Here is a 17,206-nt window from a genome sequence, read left to right on the forward strand (position 1 = left end):
CTCACTAATGAGGCGCCCGCCTTAACCGGTATTCAAGGAAGAAAATGAAGTCTGCTCTGAAAGCACTGCTGCTCTGCGCCACCCTCTGGTCCACCTTTGCGTTCAGCGCATCGGACACATTGAAGATCGGCGATATCTGGGCGTACAAAACCCGGCCAGGTGAAGAGGCTTCGACCCTGACCATTTTGAAAATCGAAAACTATCCCAAACTGGGCAAGGTCGTTCACATCAGGGTCGACGGCATCCGGATGATCAACCCGGTGGCAGGCAATGAATTCAATGATTTGCCTCATCTGCCCTTCCAGGCCAAAGCCGTTGAACGCAGCATCACCCGTCGGGTTGGGCACACGACCGAGCTTCCAGACTTCAGCAAGGGTTATGAAGTCTGGAGAGCAGCGTTTGATGAAGGTAAGGCGGGCGTTTTCAAAATCACGGTCCGACAAACACTCGACGGTATGCTCAGCGGTAATTGGGAAGCCACTGATTAATTACCCTCGGCAAACCCCCGCAACACCGCTCCATCCATCCGATATCGCACCCACTCTTCCTGCGGCTGCGCGCCGAGGGATTTGTAGAATTCGATGGCCGGTTTGTTCCAGTCGAGCACGCTCCACTCAAAACGCCCGCAATCATTGGCGCAGGCGATTTTTGCCAGGTGGCGCAGCAAGGTTTTGCCGGCGCCGCCACCGCGTTGCTCGGGGGTGATGTAGAGGTCTTCGAGGTACAGGCAGTTGCTGCCCAGCCAGGTGGAATAGCTGAAGAAAAACACTGCGAAGCCGATCGGCAAGCCGTCCCGCAGGCAGATCAGGCCGTGGGCGGTGGCGCCTTCGCTGAACAGGCTGCGTTCGATGTCGGCAACGCTGGCGATGACTTCGTGGCGGGCACGTTCGTAGTCGGCCAGCTCAGTGATGAACGCGAGGATTTGCGGTGCATCGCTGGGGGTCGCCGGGCGGATGTCGATCGTCATGGACGTGCCTTGTCAAAAGTGGAAAACGCCATACTAAGGCGGCACGCGGCGTGTGGCGAGGGAGCTTGCTCCCGTTCGGCTGCGCAGCAGACGTAAAACTGGCGATGCCGTTGGAACTGAAATACCGTGGCGTCCGGGGTTGGGGCTGCTGCGCAACCCAGCGGGAGCAAGCTCCCTCGCCACAAAAAGTAACCTGTCTGTTGAAAAGATTTCGCAAAAAAGGATGTTTATGAGCGCCACCGCCTTCGCCCCACTGCAACCTCTCGCCGAAACCCTGCTGCCCCACGCCCTGGAACCCTCGGAAGACGGTGCCCATGACCTGTCGCACTTGCAGCGGGTGTGGCACAACGTGCGCACGCTTCAGGCGCAAGAAGGCGGAGATCTGGAGGTGCTGTTGGCGGCGGTGCTGTTACATGACTGCGTGGCGGTGGAAAAGAATTCGCCGCTGCGTTCCCAAGCCTCACGACTGGCGGCGGACAAAGCGGCAACACTGCTGACGTCCCTGAATTGGCCCGACGCAAAAATCGCCGCCGTCGCCCACGCCATCGAAGCCCACAGTTTTTCCGCCAACATCACCCCGACTACCCTCGAAGCCCGGATCATGCAGGACGCCGACCGTCTCGACTCCCTCGGCATGCTTGGCGTTGCGCGAACCTTCTACATCGCCGGGCGCATGGGCAGTGCGCTGTACGACCCACAGGACCCGGAAGCCAAGGCCCGCGACTATGACGACAAGCGCTTCTGTCTCGACCATTTCCAGACCAAGCTGCTGCACCTCGTGGACGGTTTCCAGACCACCACGGGTCAACACTTGGCACAGATTCGCCATCAACGGCTCAAGGGCTTCATGGAGTTGTTCAAGGAAGAAATCGGCGTTGGCTGAAAGCCCTTACTCCGGTCAGCACTAACCCTGGAATCGACAACCTCGGACCTAACGGCGACGCCTCCCATGGTAGATAGATAAACCGCACGTCTATCGGGTCAAGGAACCGCCTCATGTCTACCGCGCCGCCCCACGTCCCGAGCAAGTTGTTCGGCCTGTTTTGCCTCGCCAGTTATCTGCTGTCGCTGTCCTACGGCTCGACGTTCTTGCTCTCGCTGCTGATCGGTTCCCGGGGCGGTAACGAGCATGACGCAGGCAGCGTGATTTCGGCGGCGATGCTCAGCACCTTTGCGGCGGTAGTCGTCTCCGGGCACCTGTCTGACGTGCTCGGTGCGGCCCGTTCCATCGCGCTGTTCGGCATTTTGCTGGTGGCCGCGAGCCTGGGTTTCGCGCTGACACCAGGGTTCGGCAACCTGCTGCTGTTTTTCGGGCTGTTGCTGGGCCTCGGTTGGGGGGTGTTCTACACCCTGGGACCGATCATCGTGGCGAGCCTGGTGACGCCGGCCCAACGGGCCAAATACCTTGCGCTGCTGTCGGGCAGCATGATGACCGGGATTGGTAGCGGTCCATTGCTGGGACGCGCCGCCAGCGCCCTGGGCTATCCGGTGACGGCCGCGTTTTACCTGGCGGCATTGGCGAGTCTGATCGGCGTTTTACTGTTCTGGCGGCTGGATTCGCAACTCAAACAGGCACACACGAACTCGACGGCCATCTCGCGAATTTCCTGGCGCGCAACGGCCCAAGTGCTGTCGTCCAAAGCGCTGTTCCCGATCATCATGGTCGGCCTCGGCGGCTGCGTGTTCGGCGGGTTGTCGAGTTTCCAGACCAGCTACGCCGCATCCCGCTCACTGGATTACTCGCTGTTTTTCTTCGGCTTCATGGGCGCGGCCATTAGCAGCCGGATGCTGATCGCCAGCTTCGTAGTCAAGCGCGATCCGTTCCTCGCCTCCTGCCTGCTGTCAGGGCTGATGATGGGCTCGATCATAATGTTCAGCTTCGTGGTCGACAGCAGCTTCACCTATCTACTCGCGGCGATCATGCTCGGCGTCGGCTACGGCCTGACGTATTCGGTGATCAACGGCCTGGCGGCGAACGAAGCGCCGAGCGGTACCACGGCGCAAGCCTTGCTGCTGTTTAGCCTGTCTTACTTTATCGGTGTGTTCGGTTTCCCGCTGCTGGCCGGGAAGATCATCGTCGAATACGGGATGGCGACATTATTGTTTACAGTTTTGCTGATCGCCGCGTTGAACTGGTCTATCACCGTGGGCCGGCTGGTCTGGCGCAAAGCCATCGCCAAAAACCTGCAACAGGCCTGAACCGTTCGTCGTTAATCAGGCACCAATCCAAATCGGGGGCGGACCAATATCAGGTAAGGACTCTAATAATCTGGAGACGACACCATGATCATGTCCCGCCTGACGACTCTCGCTCTCGCTGCCCTGTTGTCCACCTCGGCCCTCGCCGCCACTACGGCGACCGGCACCGGCCCGACCGACCCGGTCGAAAAACCCAAGGCCCCTGCCATCCAGAGTGCCCCCGGCATGAACACCAACGGCTCGGGAATCGACAGCAGTCTGCCGCCTGCCACTGGCACCGATCCACGGTTGCAAGGCAGTGACACTGGCCGTCAGGGCGGGATGAATACGCCGGACAACCAGACACCCGATAACGCCGGCAGCGGCACGAGCTCGAAAACCACCACCGGTGGTTCGGGCTCTGAAGGTGCCGGTAAATAGTTCGCCCACGCGAGCGACGCAACACCCTATCCACATCCATGAAAGAGGTAACCATGAACGTCGATAAAAACCTGGAACATGAAGTCCTGACCCGCCTGTTGCACGCCCATCCAAGTGGTTTGGGCAAGGAGGTCCTGGACAATTACCGGGGGGAGAAAGTCGTGGCCAGTACCCTCGCCGCTTTGCAGGATCGCGGGTTGATCCAGCATGGCCATGTCAGTTGCAACGAGGCCGGCGAGCATTCGCTGAACCTGCCGATAAAACTCAGCGCAGCGGGGGTTGAAGCGGCGCGTAAGCTGGACGTTTAACCGCAGCAAGATCAAAGGATCGCAGTCTTCGGATGCACGCCATGCATCGCAGGCTGCGATCCTTTTTTATATTCGTGAAGCCAGGAGAAATCCCATGCCTCGTGGAAGCAAAGACCAATACACCGCCGAGCAAAAGCGCAAGGCCGAGCACATCGAAGCAGGCGTTGATTGAGGCGTTGGGCAAGGCGGGCTAGCGCTCGGGACTTGTGTTGAATTTGAGGGACCCTTCGCGGGCAAGCCTCGCTCCTACAGGGGGGTTGCGTGAACCTGTAGGAGCGAGGCTTGCCCGCGAAGGCGTCAGGTCAGACACCAGATGTCTTGAGACCTGCTCAGCACAGCGGGTGATTGAACCGGTCAATCACGTTCGAGTATTTGCTGTTGTAGCGGTTAGCCGAGTTAACGATGTTCGAGCTGCTCATGCGCGCCATGATGCCGGTTTCTTCACGCTTGAACACGCCGTCCTTGATGTCTTTGACCAGCGAGCGGGACAGACCCAGGAAATCATTGATCTCCAGCATGCCGCCGTTGCAGCTCTTGCCGGACTTGGCCGATTGTTCGGTGACTTTCTTGTCCCAACCCGCCGCGGCATCCGCGACCTGCGCCAGGGATTTTTCGAAAGCGTCGAGTGCTTTCGGGTCATTCGGTGCGGCGAACAATACGTTCGCATCGGCATTGTTGACTTTGCCGTAGTAGATCACCCCGGCGCGATAGTAAGCCGCGGTGTCTTTCGGCGCCTTGTCGAACGCCTCTTTGGTCAGCGCCTGATCGCGATCGCTCAGCCCTTTGTAGAACGCCTCTTCCTTCTGCGCGACCAGGGTCAGCGCAGCCACGTAATCCTTGCTCAACTGACGCGCCTTGTCGCCATTGTCGGCCAGGTAACCTTTGGAGTTGGCGTAGTTGTTCAGCTCGTGGCTCAACGGGGACAACACTTTGAGCGCAGCGGAAAAGTCCTTGGCGGCGGCATCGATTTCGACAATCGGGGTGTCGATGGCAGCAGCGGCATCCAGCTGCTTCGCCGAGCGATCCACGAGGATGTCATTCTCGATACGCATCGAGGTCGGCGCTTCCTTACCCTGCAACAGCGGCATCTGTTGCGTCACATAGTTTTCCCGGGCTTCCTGGAAAGACGTGGTCAGGCTATTGGCAACATCGACGTACTGGTTGTATTTCTCGATCTGCTGCTGTTCAGCGGCGCTTTGGCTCGGCTGGGCACTGGCGGTCGCGTCGGGCTTGTCGCCACAACCAGCGAGCATCGCAGAGGCGGCGACCAGGGTCGCGCCAATCATCATCCGGTAGTTCATTTTTGATCTTCCATAAAAAAACGCGGCGGGCCATGCATGGCGTGCCGGGGGGTGTTCAACGGGAGGTTTTGCAACGAGGGACTCTCTCCTTGAGCGTACGAAACTGGCCTGACAGGTTGTCAGACGCTTCCCCTTCCTGGGGCGCGCATTGTGCGAATTTTCACACCGGATAGCAAATAGCCTGCTGACATCACTACAGTTGATCAGCCTGTGTCACCGATCAACTGTAGGAGCGAGGCTTGCCCGCGAAAGCGTCGGATCAGCCGCCAAACGTCTCGCGAATCAACGAATCCACCTCAGCCGTCCCCGGCGAAGTCGCCGGCCCCCACCGAGTGACCGCCAATGCAGCCGCCGCATTCGCCCGCCGCGCCGCCTCAACCACCGGCAACCCTTGCGCCAACCCGGCCACGAACACTCCGGCGTGCGCATCCCCGGCGCCATTGCTGTCCACCGCAGCAACCTTGAAACCGGGCACATGCTGACGCTCGCCACGCTGGCTGATCCAGCAACCCTGCGGCCCATCGCGAACCACCATCAACACATCGGCCGGCAGATGCTCGACCAATCGATCCAGCGCCTCGGCAATGTCCGACGCCCCGGTAAACCGCAGCGCTTCGACACCGTTGCTGGTCCACACATCAATCCGCGCCAGCAGCGCTTTCATCAACGGCTCATCCGGCGAATCCACCAACGGACCCGGATCGAAAATTACGTTGATCCCTTTCGGCAACGCCAGCACCCAGTCCACCAGCGCTTGGGCTTTGCCGACATGCAACAGGCTGTAGCCGCTGACGTAGACATAATCGCCCGCCTCCGCCGGCACACTCGCCAGGTCTTCAGCGCTCACCTCACCTTCAGCGCCGATGTAGGAAATGAAACTGCGCTCGGCCGAAGCGTCGGTCACCGCGACGCACAAACCCGTATCGCGCTCGGCTTTGTGGGCGATGCCGATCTGGATGCCTTCAGACTTCATCGCTTCTCGGGCCAAATCCCCGAAACGGCCGGTGCCATGGCGGCCGAGATAGACCACCGACAAGCCATTACGCTGGGCGGCAGCCATCACATTGAAGCCACCGCCGGCCTCGAAACTGGCGGATTGCGCCAGTACGTCGCCGCCAGCCTGGGGCAGTTTATCCACGGCCATGACCAGGTCGATGATGACCTGGCCGGTATGCAACATCTTAGGCATGAGCATTCTCTATCATTGCAGCACGACGATCCTTGGCCCCGCCGAGTACAAAGTAAATCCCGCCGGCGACCAGGAAGGTCACGATCCAGCCGAGGCCGTTATGCCCCAAGTACGAGTCGGACAAGAAGCCGCGGAACCAGACGTTTTCGGCGGTGGTGCCGATGGTGGTGAAGCTGAAACCCAGCACGATCGCAAATGCCCACGCGCCGAAAGCACGCCATTCGACGCCGCCGCGATACCAATAGGCGCTGCTTGGGCTGACGTCCAGCAGGTCTTTGGGGCTGTAGTAATGACGATGAATCAAGTCGACCACGAAGATCCCGACCCATGCGGTAATCGGCACTGCCAAGAGGGAAATGAAGGTGATGAACGGGCCGTAGAAGCTGTCGGCAATCAGCATGAAGTAGATGGAACCGGCGAAGATCGCGACGATATCGACTACCACCGCGTAGACGCGAGGGACCTTCAAACCGAGGGTCAGCGTGGTCAAACCGGCGGAGTACACCGACAGGTTATTCGACAGCAGCAGCCCGCCGAATGCAGTGATCAGGTATGGCACGGCCATCCAGGTCGGCAGCATGTCGCGGATTGCGATGATCGGGTCTGTGGCCTGGGCCAGGTCGTTGTTGCCCACCGACAGCAGGCCGCCGAGGGTGATCAGCAGCACCAGCGGAATCCCCGCGCCGAATGCGGCCGACGCCACCAGGCGCACGGCTTTGACGCTCTTGTGCTGGTAGCGCGACATGTCGGCACCGGCGTTGGCCCAACCGATCCCGGTGCCGGCAGCCATGGTGCCGACGCCGATGATCATTGCGCTCAGCGGTGCCGGCGTGGCGTTGAACACCGCGCTCCAGTCGATGGTGGCGCACAGGAAGCCGCCGACCAGGATGTTCAGCGCGCCGAACACGTAGGTCGCCCACTTCTGGATCACCAGCAACGTGGCGTGGCCGAGGCCGGAGACCGACAGGGTCAGCAGGACGAAAATCGCGATGAAGATCAGCGTCAAGACGGGAGCGCTTTTCGCTTCCACCGGCGAGCCGAACAGGATCGAGCACAACGACAGCAACACGAAAGCTGCGGTGGTGGTGTTGACGGTTTCCCAACCCAGGCGCGACATCAGCGAGACCACGGTCGGGCCGATGTTGCCGCGAACACCGAAGATCGCCCGGGACAGGGTCAGGCTCGGTGCGCGACCACGACGGCCGGCGATGGAGATGATCCCGACCACCGCGAACGAACCGGCAGCACCGAGGATCGCGACGATGATTGCTTGCCAGATCGCCAGGCCGCGAAAGGCCACGAGGGTCGCGCCCAACGGCAGGCCGAGGATCGAGATGTTGGCGGCGAACCAGACCCAGAACAGTTGCAGCGGATGCCCGTTGCACTCGCTTTCCGGGACCGGTTCGATGCCACGGGTTTCCAGTTGCCCGGCGCTTGGCCCGGCGTTCGATGAACTCATGATGGATGCTCCTGTTGCCATTGTTTTGGTTGTGGGCAGACGGATTTCTAAGTGACCTGCGCAACTCCGCGTAGGAGCTGCCGAAGGCTGCGATCTTTTGATCTTGATTTACAGTCGCCTCAAGGCTGCCAAGATCAAAAGATCGCAGCCTTCGGCAGCTCCTACGGGGGTGTCGATCCTCAGCGAAGAGTGAGGAGTCCTTTCACAAGGGGTTCCAGCTCCAGACCATTCACGGTTTTGATCTTTCCGATCATCGCCGCCGGCCAACTCTCCAGCCCCAGGCAAGCCCCGAGCATCGCGCCGAGAATTGCCGCGATGGTGTCGGTGTCGCCGCCCAGGCTCGCGGCCATGCACACGGCGTCGAAAGCGTTCATCTCACCGATGGCCACTTGCTGGGCCAGGGCAAACGACACCACCACCGACTCCTGCGAGGCCACCGACGTGCCGATCACGTCGTAGAGCAAGTCGGCCAGCAAGGCCTTGTCGCTGTCGACGCTGATGGTCCGCGCCCAACTGATCCGCGAGGCGATGCGTCCACCCGCGACCCAGTGACCGTGACCTTCCGCTTGCTGGGCGATTTGCATGCCCAGGTTCAACGCCTCGCCGAGGTCCATGCCGTTGATCCCGGCTGAGACCACCGCCGCCACCGCCGCCGCGCTGGAAATCCCCAGCGTGGTGTTGTGGGTGACCTGGCAGGCCTGCACGACTGCCCTGATGAAGCGTTCCGGATCGGCGACATCCGCTGCGATCCCGACCGGCGTAATACGCATCGCCGCGCCATTGGTGGTGCCGTAGCGCCCCGCTTCTTCCGGCGAATGACCGGCGAGGATCATCTCGATCGCGCGTTTGGTCGATGGGCCGAGCAAATCCTGCGAGCCCTTGGCCTGCATCTCGGCTTCCCATTCGATCAGCCGTTGAGCGAGCATCGAAGGTTCGATCCAGCCTTCGCCTTCGATCAGCAACTGACCGACCAGGATCGCCTGTTCAGTGTCATCGGTGATCGAGCCCTTGGGCATGTTGGCGGCGATCGGTTGATCGGGGCCGGCATCTTCCAGGTCGGTGATTTCGCCGAAGCGCGCCTTGATCTCGGCACGGCTCAGGGATTGGGTCGGCATGCCCAGGGCGTCGCCCAGGGCCAAACCATAGAACGCGCCCAAGGCACGATTGAGCGCGGTCACTTTGACTCTCCAAATTGCAGGTGCAGACGAAAATGTACGGGGTCGAGCAAACTTTCGACCTGTTCCATGAACCGGCCCTGACGGTCGTACGTGGTGCGCAGGGCCTTGAGGAATACCGTGCCGAGCGGACGACCGAGCAATTCGGCATCTTCGGCGTTCAGCGGCTCGGCCCCGATCCATTGATCACCGCGTTCGCCGATGTAACCGTAGGCGGCCAGGGTGATGGTCAACGAGTTATCGATCAGCCCCACTCGCGGCAAGCTTTCCAGGCCTCCGGTGGCGGGCATCAATGAACGTTCAAGGGACACCAGCGTGCCGTCATTGGCCCGGCGGCGACGGTCGAGGGTGATGAATTTGTCGGTGCCAAAGCGCGACAGCAGGTCTGGCCGGCTGATCGCCTCCAACCGCAGCACTTCGGTGTTGACCAGCGCCCCGCTGTCCGCGAGAGCCTGGGCCCAGCCGCTGCGCTGATCGAGCACCACACCGTCGAAGGTGACGATTGAGCCGACTCCGCTTTGCGTGGCGATGTAGTTGCGCCTCTTCAGTTCGGCCAGGGCTTCACGCAGCGTGCCGCGGCTGACCTTGAATTCTTGAGCCAACTGATGCTCGCCCGGCAACAGAAAGCCGTCCTCCATGAGGCCGCTTTCGATGCGCCGGATGAGCTCGTCGACCACCCGTTGTTTCTTGTCAAATCGAACCTGTCTAATCATGTACAAAGTGATAACCGAAACAGGGTCGGGCGAGCAAGGGATATTTTTCGGGAGGTGACGGGAGGTGGCTAAGGCGATGCGCGGTATGGGGGGTGTCAGGTACAAAGCCTTCGCGGGCAAGCCTCGCTCCTACAGGTTAAATGTCAGCCGCAAAATGTGCGCACGACACACAACCCGTAGGAGCGAGGCTTGCCCGCGAAGGCGTCAGTCAGATCAACAAAAATCTCAGCGTTGTTTCAGTCGGTCAATCACAACGGCCAGCAACAGAATCGAACCGCGAATTACATACTGATAAAACGTATCAATGTTCTTCAGGTTCATCGCGTTCTCGATGATCGCCAGAATCAACACCCCGGCAATCACGTGCCGGATCATGCCGATCCCGCCGCTCAACGACACCCCGCCCAACACACACGCCGAGATCACGGTCAGTTCAAAACCCTGGCCGATCATCGGTTGGCCCGAGGTCATGCGCGACGCGAGGATCACCCCGGCCAACGCACCGATCAAACCGTGCACGGCGAAGATGATGATCTTGGTCCGGTCCACGTTGACCCCGGCCAGCAACGCCGCTTCCTGGTTACCGCCAATGGCCATGGTGTTGCGGCCGTAGGTGGTGTAGTTCAGCAACCAGCCGAAAAACAGGAAGCACACGATGGTGATCAGGATCGGCACCGGCACGCCGAACAACTGGCCGTTGCCGAACACAAAGAACTGTTCCTGGGACACGCCCACCGCTTTACCGTTGGCAAAAATGTACGCCAGGCCGCGCACGATCTGCATGGTCGCCAACGTGGTGATCAACGCATTGACGCGCAACTTGGCGATCACGATCCCGTTGATCAGGCCGACAATCAGCCCCATGAACAGCGCCGCCGCGACACCGAGGAACACGCTGTCGGTGTCACGCATCACCACCGCCGCGACCACGCCGGCACAGGCAATCACCGAACCCACCGACAAGTCGAAGTGCCCGGACGCCAGGCAATAAAGCATGGTGCACGCGGCGATCCCGGTGGTGGAAATCGCCAGGCCCAGGCCGCGCATGTTCAGTGGCGAGAGGAAGTTGTCGATCAGCAAGGTGCAGGCGACGAAGATGGCGATGGCCGCCAGCAGCATGACCCAGTCATCAAGAAAACGCCGCAGGTCCAGGGGTTTGCGCTGGGTAGGCAGAGCGTTGTTTTGGATAGTCATCATAATTACCTCTCAGTTCGCCACGCCGTCAGCGCGTTGGCGCGGCAAAGCCAGTTGCAGCAGGTTGGATTCATTGGCCTCGTCGCGGGACAGTTCGCCGCGCATCGCGCCTTCGCATAGCACCAGGATGCGGTCGGAAATGCCCATGACTTCCATCAAGTCGCTGGACACCACGATCACCGCAATGCCACTGGCCGCAAGGTTATGGATGATCTGGTAGATCTCGGCCTTGGCGCCGATATCGATGCCGCGAGTCGGCTCGTCGAGCAGCAGGACTTTCATCGGCATCGACAGCCAGCGACCGAGAATCGCCTTCTGCTGATTGCCGCCGGACAGGTACATGATTTTCTGCGACGCGCTCGGCGTCTTCACTTTCAGCGCGGCGATCTGCTTGTCGGCGTTGCCCTTTTCCCACAGGCCGCGCAACAGGCAACCGAAGGTGGAATGGGACTTGCGCGCGCTGATGTTGATGTTCTCGGCAACGCTGGAGAGCGGCATGATGCCCTCCTTCTTGCGGTCCTCTGGACACAGCAGAACCCCGGCGGCAATCGCATCGCGCGGTGAGCGCAGTTTCAGTTCATGGCCGCGCAGCTCCAGGCGTCCGGCGGTGTTGCGGGTCAGGCCGCTGAGCATGCGGAACAGCTCGGTGCGCCCTGCCCCGACCAAACCGAACAGCCCGAGGATTTCGCCTTTATGCACCTCGAAACTCACCGGCTCACGCAGGCCCGGCCCGAGCAGACCGTCGACCTTCAGCGCCACCGCGCCACGTTGACGCGGGCGGTAATCGTAGATGTCCTGGATATCGCGACCGACCATGCACGTCACCAATTGGTCGTGGGTCAGTTCGCTCATGTTCTCGAAGGTGCGCACGAAACGGCCGTCCTTGAACACCGTCACCGCGTTGCAGATGCGGAACACTTCTTCCATGCGATGGGAGACGTAGAGCACCACTTTGCCTTCGTCCCGCAGGCGACCGATGATCGCCATCAAGCGATCGATCTCCCGCGCCGAGAGGCTGCTGGTCGGTTCGTCGAACGCAATCACATGCGCGCCACGGGACAAAGCCTTGGCGATTTCCACCAGTTGACGCTGACCGAGGGACAGGCGCCCGACTTTTTCTTGCGGATCGATTTCATCCGCCAGGCCCTTGAGGCAGGCCAACGCTTGCTGGCGCAAGGTGCTGCGATTGATCAGGCCGAAACTGGCCGGCAGGTGCCCGAGGAACAGGTTCTCCGCGACGGTCATTTCCGGGACCAGATGCAGCTCCTGGTGGATCACCGCGACGCGGCTGGCGATGCTGTCGGCGGTGGACTTGAAGGCCATCGTCCGTTCGCCGATCTGCAGGTCGCCGCTGCTCGGGATGTACGCGCCGCCGAGGATTTTCAGCAACGTCGATTTGCCGGCGCCGTTCTCGCCCATCAAGGCATGTACCTGCCCCGGATGCGCGACGAAGCTGATGCCGTCCAGCGCCTTCACCCCGGGAAAGGTTTTGCCGATCCCGTTGAAGCGCAAGCTGCCGCCGACGTGTTCTTGTGTTTGTGTTTGCGCTTGCATAACCACCTCATCACACAGATCAGGCAGCCCCGTCGCCAGGGCCGCCGATGAAATCAACCGGCCTTCAGTTCCACAGGCCGATCTTTTCCAGTTCCTGCTTGAAGTTCTCGCGAGTGATCAGCGTCACGTCGTCCATGGCGGTGTATTTCGGCGGTTCTTTGCCGGTGGTGACCCACTCGTACATCATCGCGGCAGTGTTGTAGCCCTCGATGTGCGGGCTTGGCAGCATCGAGCCGAAGAAGCCGCTGTTAGGCTTTTTCAGTTCGCCGATGGCGTCGGTGCCGTTGATGCCGATGCCGATCACGTTGGCGGCGGTAAACCCGGCGCTTTCGGTGGCGCGCACGCCGCCCAGCACGGTGTTGTCGTTCATGCCGCCGATGATCAGGTTTTTCGCACCGCTCGGCAGTTTCACCAAGGCCGAGTTGGTGGCGTCCATGCTGCCCGGTACGTCTAGGGTTTTCTGCGCGGTAAAGAGGATGTGGTCTTTAGGGAAACCGGCATCTTCCAGGGCCTTGGCCGAACCGTCGGTGCGTTTCTTGCCAGTGTCGAGTTCGTTGAAGGTGTTGATCACGGCGTAGGTTTCTTTCCAGTCCCAGCCGCGTTTCTTCGCTTCGGTGGCCATGGCGGTGCCCTGTTTCTGGCCGACTTCAAACGCGGCCATGCCGAGGTACGGCACGTCTTCCATGAACTTGCCGTTGGCATCGACGAAACGGTCATCGACAGTCATCACTTTCAAGCCGTTGGCCTTGGCTTTGGCGACGATGGCTGGGCCGAGGCCGACATCTGGCGGGCAGATCACGAAGCCTTTGGCGCCGTTGGCCGCCAGGCTGTCGATAGCGGAAAGGGTTTTCTCGCCGTCAGGCACGGCGATCTTGATCACGGTGAAGCCTTTGTCCTTGCCGGCCTTTTCGGCGAAGGCCCATTCGGTCTGGAACCAGGGCTCTTCAGCCTGCTTGACCAGAAAACCGATTTTCACTTGCTCGGCCGCCAGCAGCGAACTGCTCAGGCTGACCGCCGTGACCGCCAAAGCGGCACAGCACAGGGAACGGATCCCAGGACGACGATTCATAAGCTGACTCCTTGTTATTTTTTTTGAGCGTTATTTTGAAAACCGATGCAGCGATCAAGCGTGTAGCCAAAAGTCATATCGTATGATGATTGGATTTCGGACGGAGTTCCGCGCCTGAAACCCGATGTGCTCAGTCGTGGTACATGACCGAGCGCCCACCATCGATGGTGATGCATGACGCATTGATGAACGGCGCTTCATCACTGGCCAGGAAAACAGCCGTCATCGCCACTTCCATCGGCTGCCCGATGCGGCGCGGCGGATGCAGATCAAAGGCCCGCTGACGTTCGGCCTGGGGGTCGGCAAAACCGTTCCAGTAATCGACGTTCAGTTGGGTTTCGATGTAGCCCGGCGCGATGGCGTTGACGCGAATGCCCTTCGGCGCGTACTCGATGCCGAGGGCACGGGTCAGGCCGAGTAAACCGTGCTTGGCCACCGGGTACGGAAAGCAGCCGGGAATAATGTGGGAAGAATGGGTCGAGGCGATGTTGATGATGCTGCCGATGCCCTGCTCGATCATCTGCGGCAACACGGCTTTGCAGCCGAACCAAGCGCCGTCGAGGTCAATAGCGAAGCAGCGGCGCCAGTCTTCCTCGGTCATTTCCAGAGGATCACGGAAAACATTGACCCCGGCGCAGTTGACCAGCACATCGATGCGGCCGTGGCGTTCGACGGCCAATCTGGCCATGGCGTGCAGGTCTTGCTGGTTCGATACATCAGCCTTGATCGCTTGCACGTCAAAACCTTTGTCGCGCCAGTGGGCCGCGACTTTCTCGACTTTTTCGCCCTGGATGTCGCTGATGATCAGCCTGGCTTGCTGGCAGGCAAACGTCGCAACGATGGCTTCGCCGATGCCTTGAGCCGCGCCGGTGAGCAGCACGACTTTGTTTTTCAGTCGTTCGCCCTTCGGCGGCTCGGGCACAGGCGGCAGGGAAAGAGGCTCAGCCATGAATCCCGGCTCCCTTTTTCAGGCACGACAAAAACCGGGCATCTGTCGATGTCCGGTCGAAAAACTGTTTAGAAAATCCCTGCATCACTTCACCTGTTTTGTTTTTTTAAGTGTGAGTGCGTGTAACTGATGGAGCCGACTATAAACCCGACCGCCAAATAATCTCAATATATAATTTTACATCCCATATTTTGGGATTTATCCGGCAAACCTCGTACAGGTTTTTCCGGGCACATCGACCCGAATCGACAGCACCGCGCCGTCCAGTGGATGGTTGAGCGGACTGGCGGCGCTGGTGATGTACAGGGTTTGCAGGTCTTCGCCGCCGAACACGCAGCTGGTGGGGCGACTGACCGGCAATTCGATTACCCGATCGACCTGACCTTCGGGGCTGATTCGAAGCAGACAACTGCCGTCCCACCGCGCGTTCCATAGATAGCCCTGTGCATCCATCGCCGAACCGTCGGGGCCGCCGCGTTCGTGCGGGCCGAACCAAACCTGCGCCGGGTCGAGGCTACCGTCGGTGCGGATGAAGTGTTGATAGAGCGTGCGGTCGAGGCTGTCGGCGAAGTACAGGCGAGTCGAGTCGTCGCTCCACAACAAGGTGTTGGGAATGCCCAGCCCTCGCAGCAGCGGCGTGACGCGGGCATCGCGATCAATGCGAAACAGGCCACCGGAGCGGCGCACGATCGGCAAGTCTTCGCCGTTCTCGCCGATGTTGTTCTGCATGGTGCCAAGCCAGAGCCGACCTTGCGCATCGCAACGGGCTTCATTGGGACGATTGCCGGGTTGCGGATCGGCGACGCAGAGCAAGGTCAGGCGCGGTTCCAGGCCGGGGGAATCCAGATCCAGTCGGTAGACGCCGCTGCTCATCGCCACCAACGCATCGCCGCTTTCGCAGGGGATGAAGGCGGACACGTGCTCGGGCATCTGCCAGATCTGCACGTTGCTGCCGATCAGCCGCAGCGCTTGCTTGCCGGCGATGTCGACCCAGTAGAGCGCTTGGGTAGGCGCATCCCAGAACGGGCCTTCACCGAGCTGGGCGCGGTGTTCGGTCACGGCAGTCCACGTCATGAAACCTCCTTCTTTATTGCTTTTCTATGTAGGAGCGAGGCTTGCCCGCGAAGGCGATGGGTCTGTGACATCAGTGTTGAATGTGACGACGCCTTCGCGGGCAAGCCTCGCTCCTACAAGGGATTGGTGTGGTTAGCTGGCTTTTTTGTCGGCCATGACTTGTGGGTAGAAACGCTTGATAGCCAAGTCGGCGTTGTCGATCAGGGTCATGCAGGCCCACACACCCCGCGCGGCATCCCGGGCGGCGATGGCGTCGGCCATGTCTTTGTGGATCGGTAGCGTGCGGCGGAGTTCATCCGGGTCGGCGGCAGACACTTCAAACGACACCGCCAGCAGTGCGCCGAGGGCCGGGACCATTTGTTCGATAAATTGATTGTGGCTGGCGGCGAGGATGCACTCGTGGAAAAACTGGTCGGCGAGGTTGTAGTCGATGCCGCTGTCCACGGCGCGCTCCAGTGCGTTGTAGGCCTGGAGGATCGCTTGCACCTGTTCGACGGTGGCGCGCTCGCAGGCCCAGCGCACGGCCATGGGTTCGATGGTGCGGCGCAGGTCGAGCAGGTCGTCGACGAAGTTTTCCGGCAGGCCGCTGCGGGACAGCCAACCAACGACTTGCGGATCAAACAGGTTCCAGCGCTTTATCGGCAGCACGCGTGTCCCGACCTTCGGCCCGACTTCAAGCATGCCCTTGGCGACCAGGGTCTTGATGGCTTCGCGAATCACCGTGCGACTGACTCCGAGCTGTTCGCCCAGGTCGGCTTCAACCTTGATGGTTTCGCCGGGCTTGACCTGGCCGGCGGCAATCCAGCCACCTAGCCAATCGACCGTCGAAGCATGAAAACTGCTGGACATGAAAACCTCGAAGCAGGGACGGCAAAAAACCGTTCGCGATGGAGGCCCACGCTAATCATCATACGATTTGGTGTCAATTTGAATTTTGTGAGAAACACACAAAAACAATGTGGGAGCGGGCTTGCTCGCGAAAGCGGTGTGTCAGTTTATTTATAGGCTGACTGACACGACGCCTTCGCGAGCAAGCCCGCTCCCACATTTGGATTTACTTAGGGTTCGAGACCGATTGGGAAGAACTCCCCGCCACTCCACACACCCAACCAGCGCTGCCCGTCGATCTCACGACTCACCGCCAGTTCCACCAATTGGTAGAACACATTGCGATGGATCAGCGCTTCTAGGTTGGTTCGCACGTGCACGTACGGCGCAGGTTCCTGGGTCACGGGATCAATCACCACGCGAATGGGATGTTCGGCGCCCGCCTCGGCCGTCTCATCGACGTTGGTGGTGAAGCGCAGCAGTTGAGCTTCGCCCTCGCCTTCGACATCCACGGCAATCGCCACGAACGGCGCGTCATCGACCTTGATCCCGACTTTCTCGACTGGGGTGATCAAGAAGTAATCATCGCCGTCGCGGCGGATGATGGTGGAGAACAACTTGACCATCGGCTTGCGCCCGATCGGCGTGCCCAGGTAGTACCAGGTGCCATCCCGGGCGATGCGCATGTCGATGTCGCCGCAGAAGTCGGGGTTCCACAAGTGGACCGGTGGCAAGCCTTTGGTCTTGGGGATTTGCCCCAGCAGGTCGTTGGCTTTTTGCGGGCCACTCATGGCGATCTCCTTTGAA

At 60.4% G+C, this 17,206-nt stretch carries 18 protein-coding genes and 1 pseudogene; 6 read left to right on the forward strand and 13 right to left on the reverse strand.

All coding sequences use genetic code 11. The features are described 5' to 3' along the window. Positions 1-44: 44 nt before the first annotated feature. Positions 45-488, forward strand: coding sequence for a hypothetical protein (locus tag LOY68_RS23230; protein ID WP_265040229.1), 444 nt, complete (start codon positions 45-47; stop codon positions 486-488). On the opposite strand, the gene LOY68_RS23235 is transcribed toward LOY68_RS23230, so the two are convergent. Then, positions 485-967, reverse strand: coding sequence for a GNAT family N-acetyltransferase (locus LOY68_RS23235; RefSeq protein ID WP_265040230.1), 483 nt, complete (start codon positions 965-967; stop codon positions 485-487). The two genes, LOY68_RS23230 and LOY68_RS23235, sit on opposite strands and share 4 nt — an antisense overlap. 229 nt (positions 968-1,196) lie before the next feature. Between LOY68_RS23235 and LOY68_RS23240 the strand changes: the two genes are divergently transcribed. From LOY68_RS23240 to LOY68_RS23260, 5 genes and pseudogenes are all read left to right on the forward strand, one after another. After that, positions 1,197-1,850, forward strand: a complete 654-nt coding sequence (locus LOY68_RS23240; RefSeq protein WP_265040232.1) for an HD domain-containing protein — start codon at positions 1,197-1,199, stop codon at positions 1,848-1,850. Between the two features lie 113 nt (positions 1,851-1,963). Then, positions 1,964-3,166, forward strand: a complete 1,203-nt coding sequence (locus LOY68_RS23245) for an MFS transporter (protein WP_265040234.1) — start codon at positions 1,964-1,966, stop codon at positions 3,164-3,166. Between the two features lie 84 nt (positions 3,167-3,250). Beyond that, complete coding sequence (locus LOY68_RS23250) at positions 3,251-3,586, forward strand: hypothetical protein (protein WP_054051815.1); 336 nt, start codon at positions 3,251-3,253, stop codon at positions 3,584-3,586. A 53-nt stretch (positions 3,587-3,639) separates the two neighbouring features. Further along, positions 3,640-3,894, forward strand: coding sequence for a hypothetical protein (locus LOY68_RS23255; protein WP_054051813.1), 255 nt, complete (start codon positions 3,640-3,642; stop codon positions 3,892-3,894). Between the two features lie 94 nt (positions 3,895-3,988). Continuing rightward, positions 3,989-4,051 (forward strand): annotated as a pseudogene (locus tag LOY68_RS23260) (termination factor Rho); the annotation flags it as partial. 172 nt (positions 4,052-4,223) lie between these two features. On the opposite strand, the gene LOY68_RS23265 reads toward LOY68_RS23260, so the two are convergent. The 12 genes from LOY68_RS23265 to LOY68_RS23320 all read right to left on the reverse strand — a co-directional run bounded on the left by LOY68_RS23265 (position 4,224) and on the right by LOY68_RS23320 (position 17,190). Then, on the reverse strand, positions 4,224-5,195 hold the full coding sequence (locus LOY68_RS23265) for a YiiG family protein (RefSeq protein WP_265040236.1): 972 nt from the start codon (positions 5,193-5,195) through the stop codon (positions 4,224-4,226). Between the two features lie 259 nt (positions 5,196-5,454). Continuing rightward, on the reverse strand, positions 5,455-6,384 hold the full coding sequence (locus tag LOY68_RS23270) for a PfkB family carbohydrate kinase (protein ID WP_265040238.1): 930 nt from the start codon (positions 6,382-6,384) through the stop codon (positions 5,455-5,457). Then, a complete protein-coding gene (locus tag LOY68_RS23275) occupies positions 6,377-7,843 on the reverse strand; it encodes a purine-cytosine permease family protein (RefSeq protein ID WP_163913058.1) in 1,467 nt (488 codons plus the stop codon). The genes LOY68_RS23270 and LOY68_RS23275 overlap by 8 nt, the downstream gene beginning before the upstream one ends. Before the next feature lie 179 nt (positions 7,844-8,022). Continuing rightward, positions 8,023-9,021, reverse strand: a complete 999-nt coding sequence (locus LOY68_RS23280; RefSeq protein WP_265040240.1) for an ADP-ribosylglycohydrolase family protein — start codon at positions 9,019-9,021, stop codon at positions 8,023-8,025. After that, a complete protein-coding gene (locus LOY68_RS23285) occupies positions 9,018-9,731 on the reverse strand; it encodes a GntR family transcriptional regulator (RefSeq protein WP_213939951.1) in 714 nt (237 codons plus the stop codon). Before LOY68_RS23285 ends, LOY68_RS23280 begins: the two co-directional genes overlap by 4 nt. Positions 9,732-9,956: 225 nt before the next feature. Next, positions 9,957-10,925 carry an L-arabinose ABC transporter permease AraH gene (gene araH, locus LOY68_RS23290; protein ID WP_054052214.1) on the reverse strand — a complete coding sequence of 323 codons (969 nt, stop codon included), beginning with the start codon at positions 10,923-10,925 and terminating at the stop codon, positions 9,957-9,959. A gap of 12 nt (positions 10,926-10,937) precedes the next feature. After that, positions 10,938-12,479, reverse strand: coding sequence for an L-arabinose ABC transporter ATP-binding protein AraG (gene araG, locus LOY68_RS23295; RefSeq protein WP_054051803.1), 1,542 nt, complete (start codon positions 12,477-12,479; stop codon positions 10,938-10,940). 64 nt (positions 12,480-12,543) lie between these two features. Further along, a complete protein-coding gene (locus LOY68_RS23300) occupies positions 12,544-13,548 on the reverse strand; it encodes a substrate-binding domain-containing protein (protein WP_054051801.1) in 1,005 nt (334 codons plus the stop codon). 130 nt (positions 13,549-13,678) lie between these two features. Continuing rightward, positions 13,679-14,497 (reverse strand): SDR family oxidoreductase, encoded by an 819-nt coding sequence (locus LOY68_RS23305; protein ID WP_265040244.1) that lies wholly within the window; start codon positions 14,495-14,497, stop codon positions 13,679-13,681. A 198-nt stretch (positions 14,498-14,695) separates the two neighbouring features. Continuing rightward, positions 14,696-15,571: an SMP-30/gluconolactonase/LRE family protein gene (locus LOY68_RS23310; protein ID WP_265040245.1), complete on the reverse strand. Its 876-nt coding sequence runs from the start codon at positions 15,569-15,571 to the stop codon at positions 14,696-14,698. A 132-nt stretch (positions 15,572-15,703) separates the two neighbouring features. Beyond that, complete coding sequence (locus LOY68_RS23315; RefSeq protein WP_054052212.1) at positions 15,704-16,420, reverse strand: FadR/GntR family transcriptional regulator; 717 nt, start codon at positions 16,418-16,420, stop codon at positions 15,704-15,706. Between the two features lie 209 nt (positions 16,421-16,629). Then, complete coding sequence (locus LOY68_RS23320; protein WP_163913045.1) at positions 16,630-17,190, reverse strand: DUF1285 domain-containing protein; 561 nt, start codon at positions 17,188-17,190, stop codon at positions 16,630-16,632. Between the last annotated feature and the right edge of the window lie 16 nt (positions 17,191-17,206).

The organism is Pseudomonas sp. B21-053 (genome assembly GCF_026016365.1).
GTDB classification, from domain to species: domain Bacteria; phylum Pseudomonadota; class Gammaproteobacteria; order Pseudomonadales; family Pseudomonadaceae; genus Aquipseudomonas; species Aquipseudomonas nunensis.

Bases quoted from the DNA above. Each gene is read 5' to 3' on its own strand.
- LOY68_RS23285 (WP_213939951.1), bottom strand. From the start codon at position 9,731: ATGATTAGACAGGTTCGATTTGACAAGAAACAACGGGTGGTCGACGAG.
- LOY68_RS23300 (WP_054051801.1), bottom strand. From the start codon at position 13,548: ATGAATCGTCGTCCTGGGATCCGTTCCCTGTGCTGTGCCGCTTTGGCG.
- LOY68_RS23320 (WP_163913045.1), bottom strand. From the start codon at position 17,190: ATGAGTGGCCCGCAAAAAGCCAACGACCTGCTGGGGCAAATCCCCAAG.
- araH (WP_054052214.1), bottom strand. From the start codon at position 10,925: ATGACTATCCAAAACAACGCTCTGCCTACCCAGCGCAAACCCCTGGAC.
- LOY68_RS23235 (WP_265040230.1), bottom strand. From the start codon at position 967: ATGACGATCGACATCCGCCCGGCGACCCCCAGCGATGCACCGCAAATC.
- LOY68_RS23270 (WP_265040238.1), bottom strand. From the start codon at position 6,384: ATGCCTAAGATGTTGCATACCGGCCAGGTCATCATCGACCTGGTCATG.
- araG (WP_054051803.1), bottom strand. From the start codon at position 12,479: ATGCAAGCGCAAACACAAACACAAGAACACGTCGGCGGCAGCTTGCGC.
- LOY68_RS23265 (WP_265040236.1), bottom strand. From the start codon at position 5,195: ATGAACTACCGGATGATGATTGGCGCGACCCTGGTCGCCGCCTCTGCG.
- LOY68_RS23310 (WP_265040245.1), bottom strand. From the start codon at position 15,571: ATGACGTGGACTGCCGTGACCGAACACCGCGCCCAGCTCGGTGAAGGC.
- LOY68_RS23245 (WP_265040234.1), top strand. From the start codon at position 1,964: ATGTCTACCGCGCCGCCCCACGTCCCGAGCAAGTTGTTCGGCCTGTTT.
- LOY68_RS23250 (WP_054051815.1), top strand. From the start codon at position 3,251: ATGATCATGTCCCGCCTGACGACTCTCGCTCTCGCTGCCCTGTTGTCC.
- LOY68_RS23305 (WP_265040244.1), bottom strand. From the start codon at position 14,497: ATGGCTGAGCCTCTTTCCCTGCCGCCTGTGCCCGAGCCGCCGAAGGGC.
- LOY68_RS23275 (WP_163913058.1), bottom strand. From the start codon at position 7,843: ATGAGTTCATCGAACGCCGGGCCAAGCGCCGGGCAACTGGAAACCCGT.
- LOY68_RS23315 (WP_054052212.1), bottom strand. From the start codon at position 16,420: ATGTCCAGCAGTTTTCATGCTTCGACGGTCGATTGGCTAGGTGGCTGG.
- LOY68_RS23230 (WP_265040229.1), top strand. From the start codon at position 45: ATGAAGTCTGCTCTGAAAGCACTGCTGCTCTGCGCCACCCTCTGGTCC.
- LOY68_RS23255 (WP_054051813.1), top strand. From the start codon at position 3,640: ATGAACGTCGATAAAAACCTGGAACATGAAGTCCTGACCCGCCTGTTG.
- LOY68_RS23240 (WP_265040232.1), top strand. From the start codon at position 1,197: ATGAGCGCCACCGCCTTCGCCCCACTGCAACCTCTCGCCGAAACCCTG.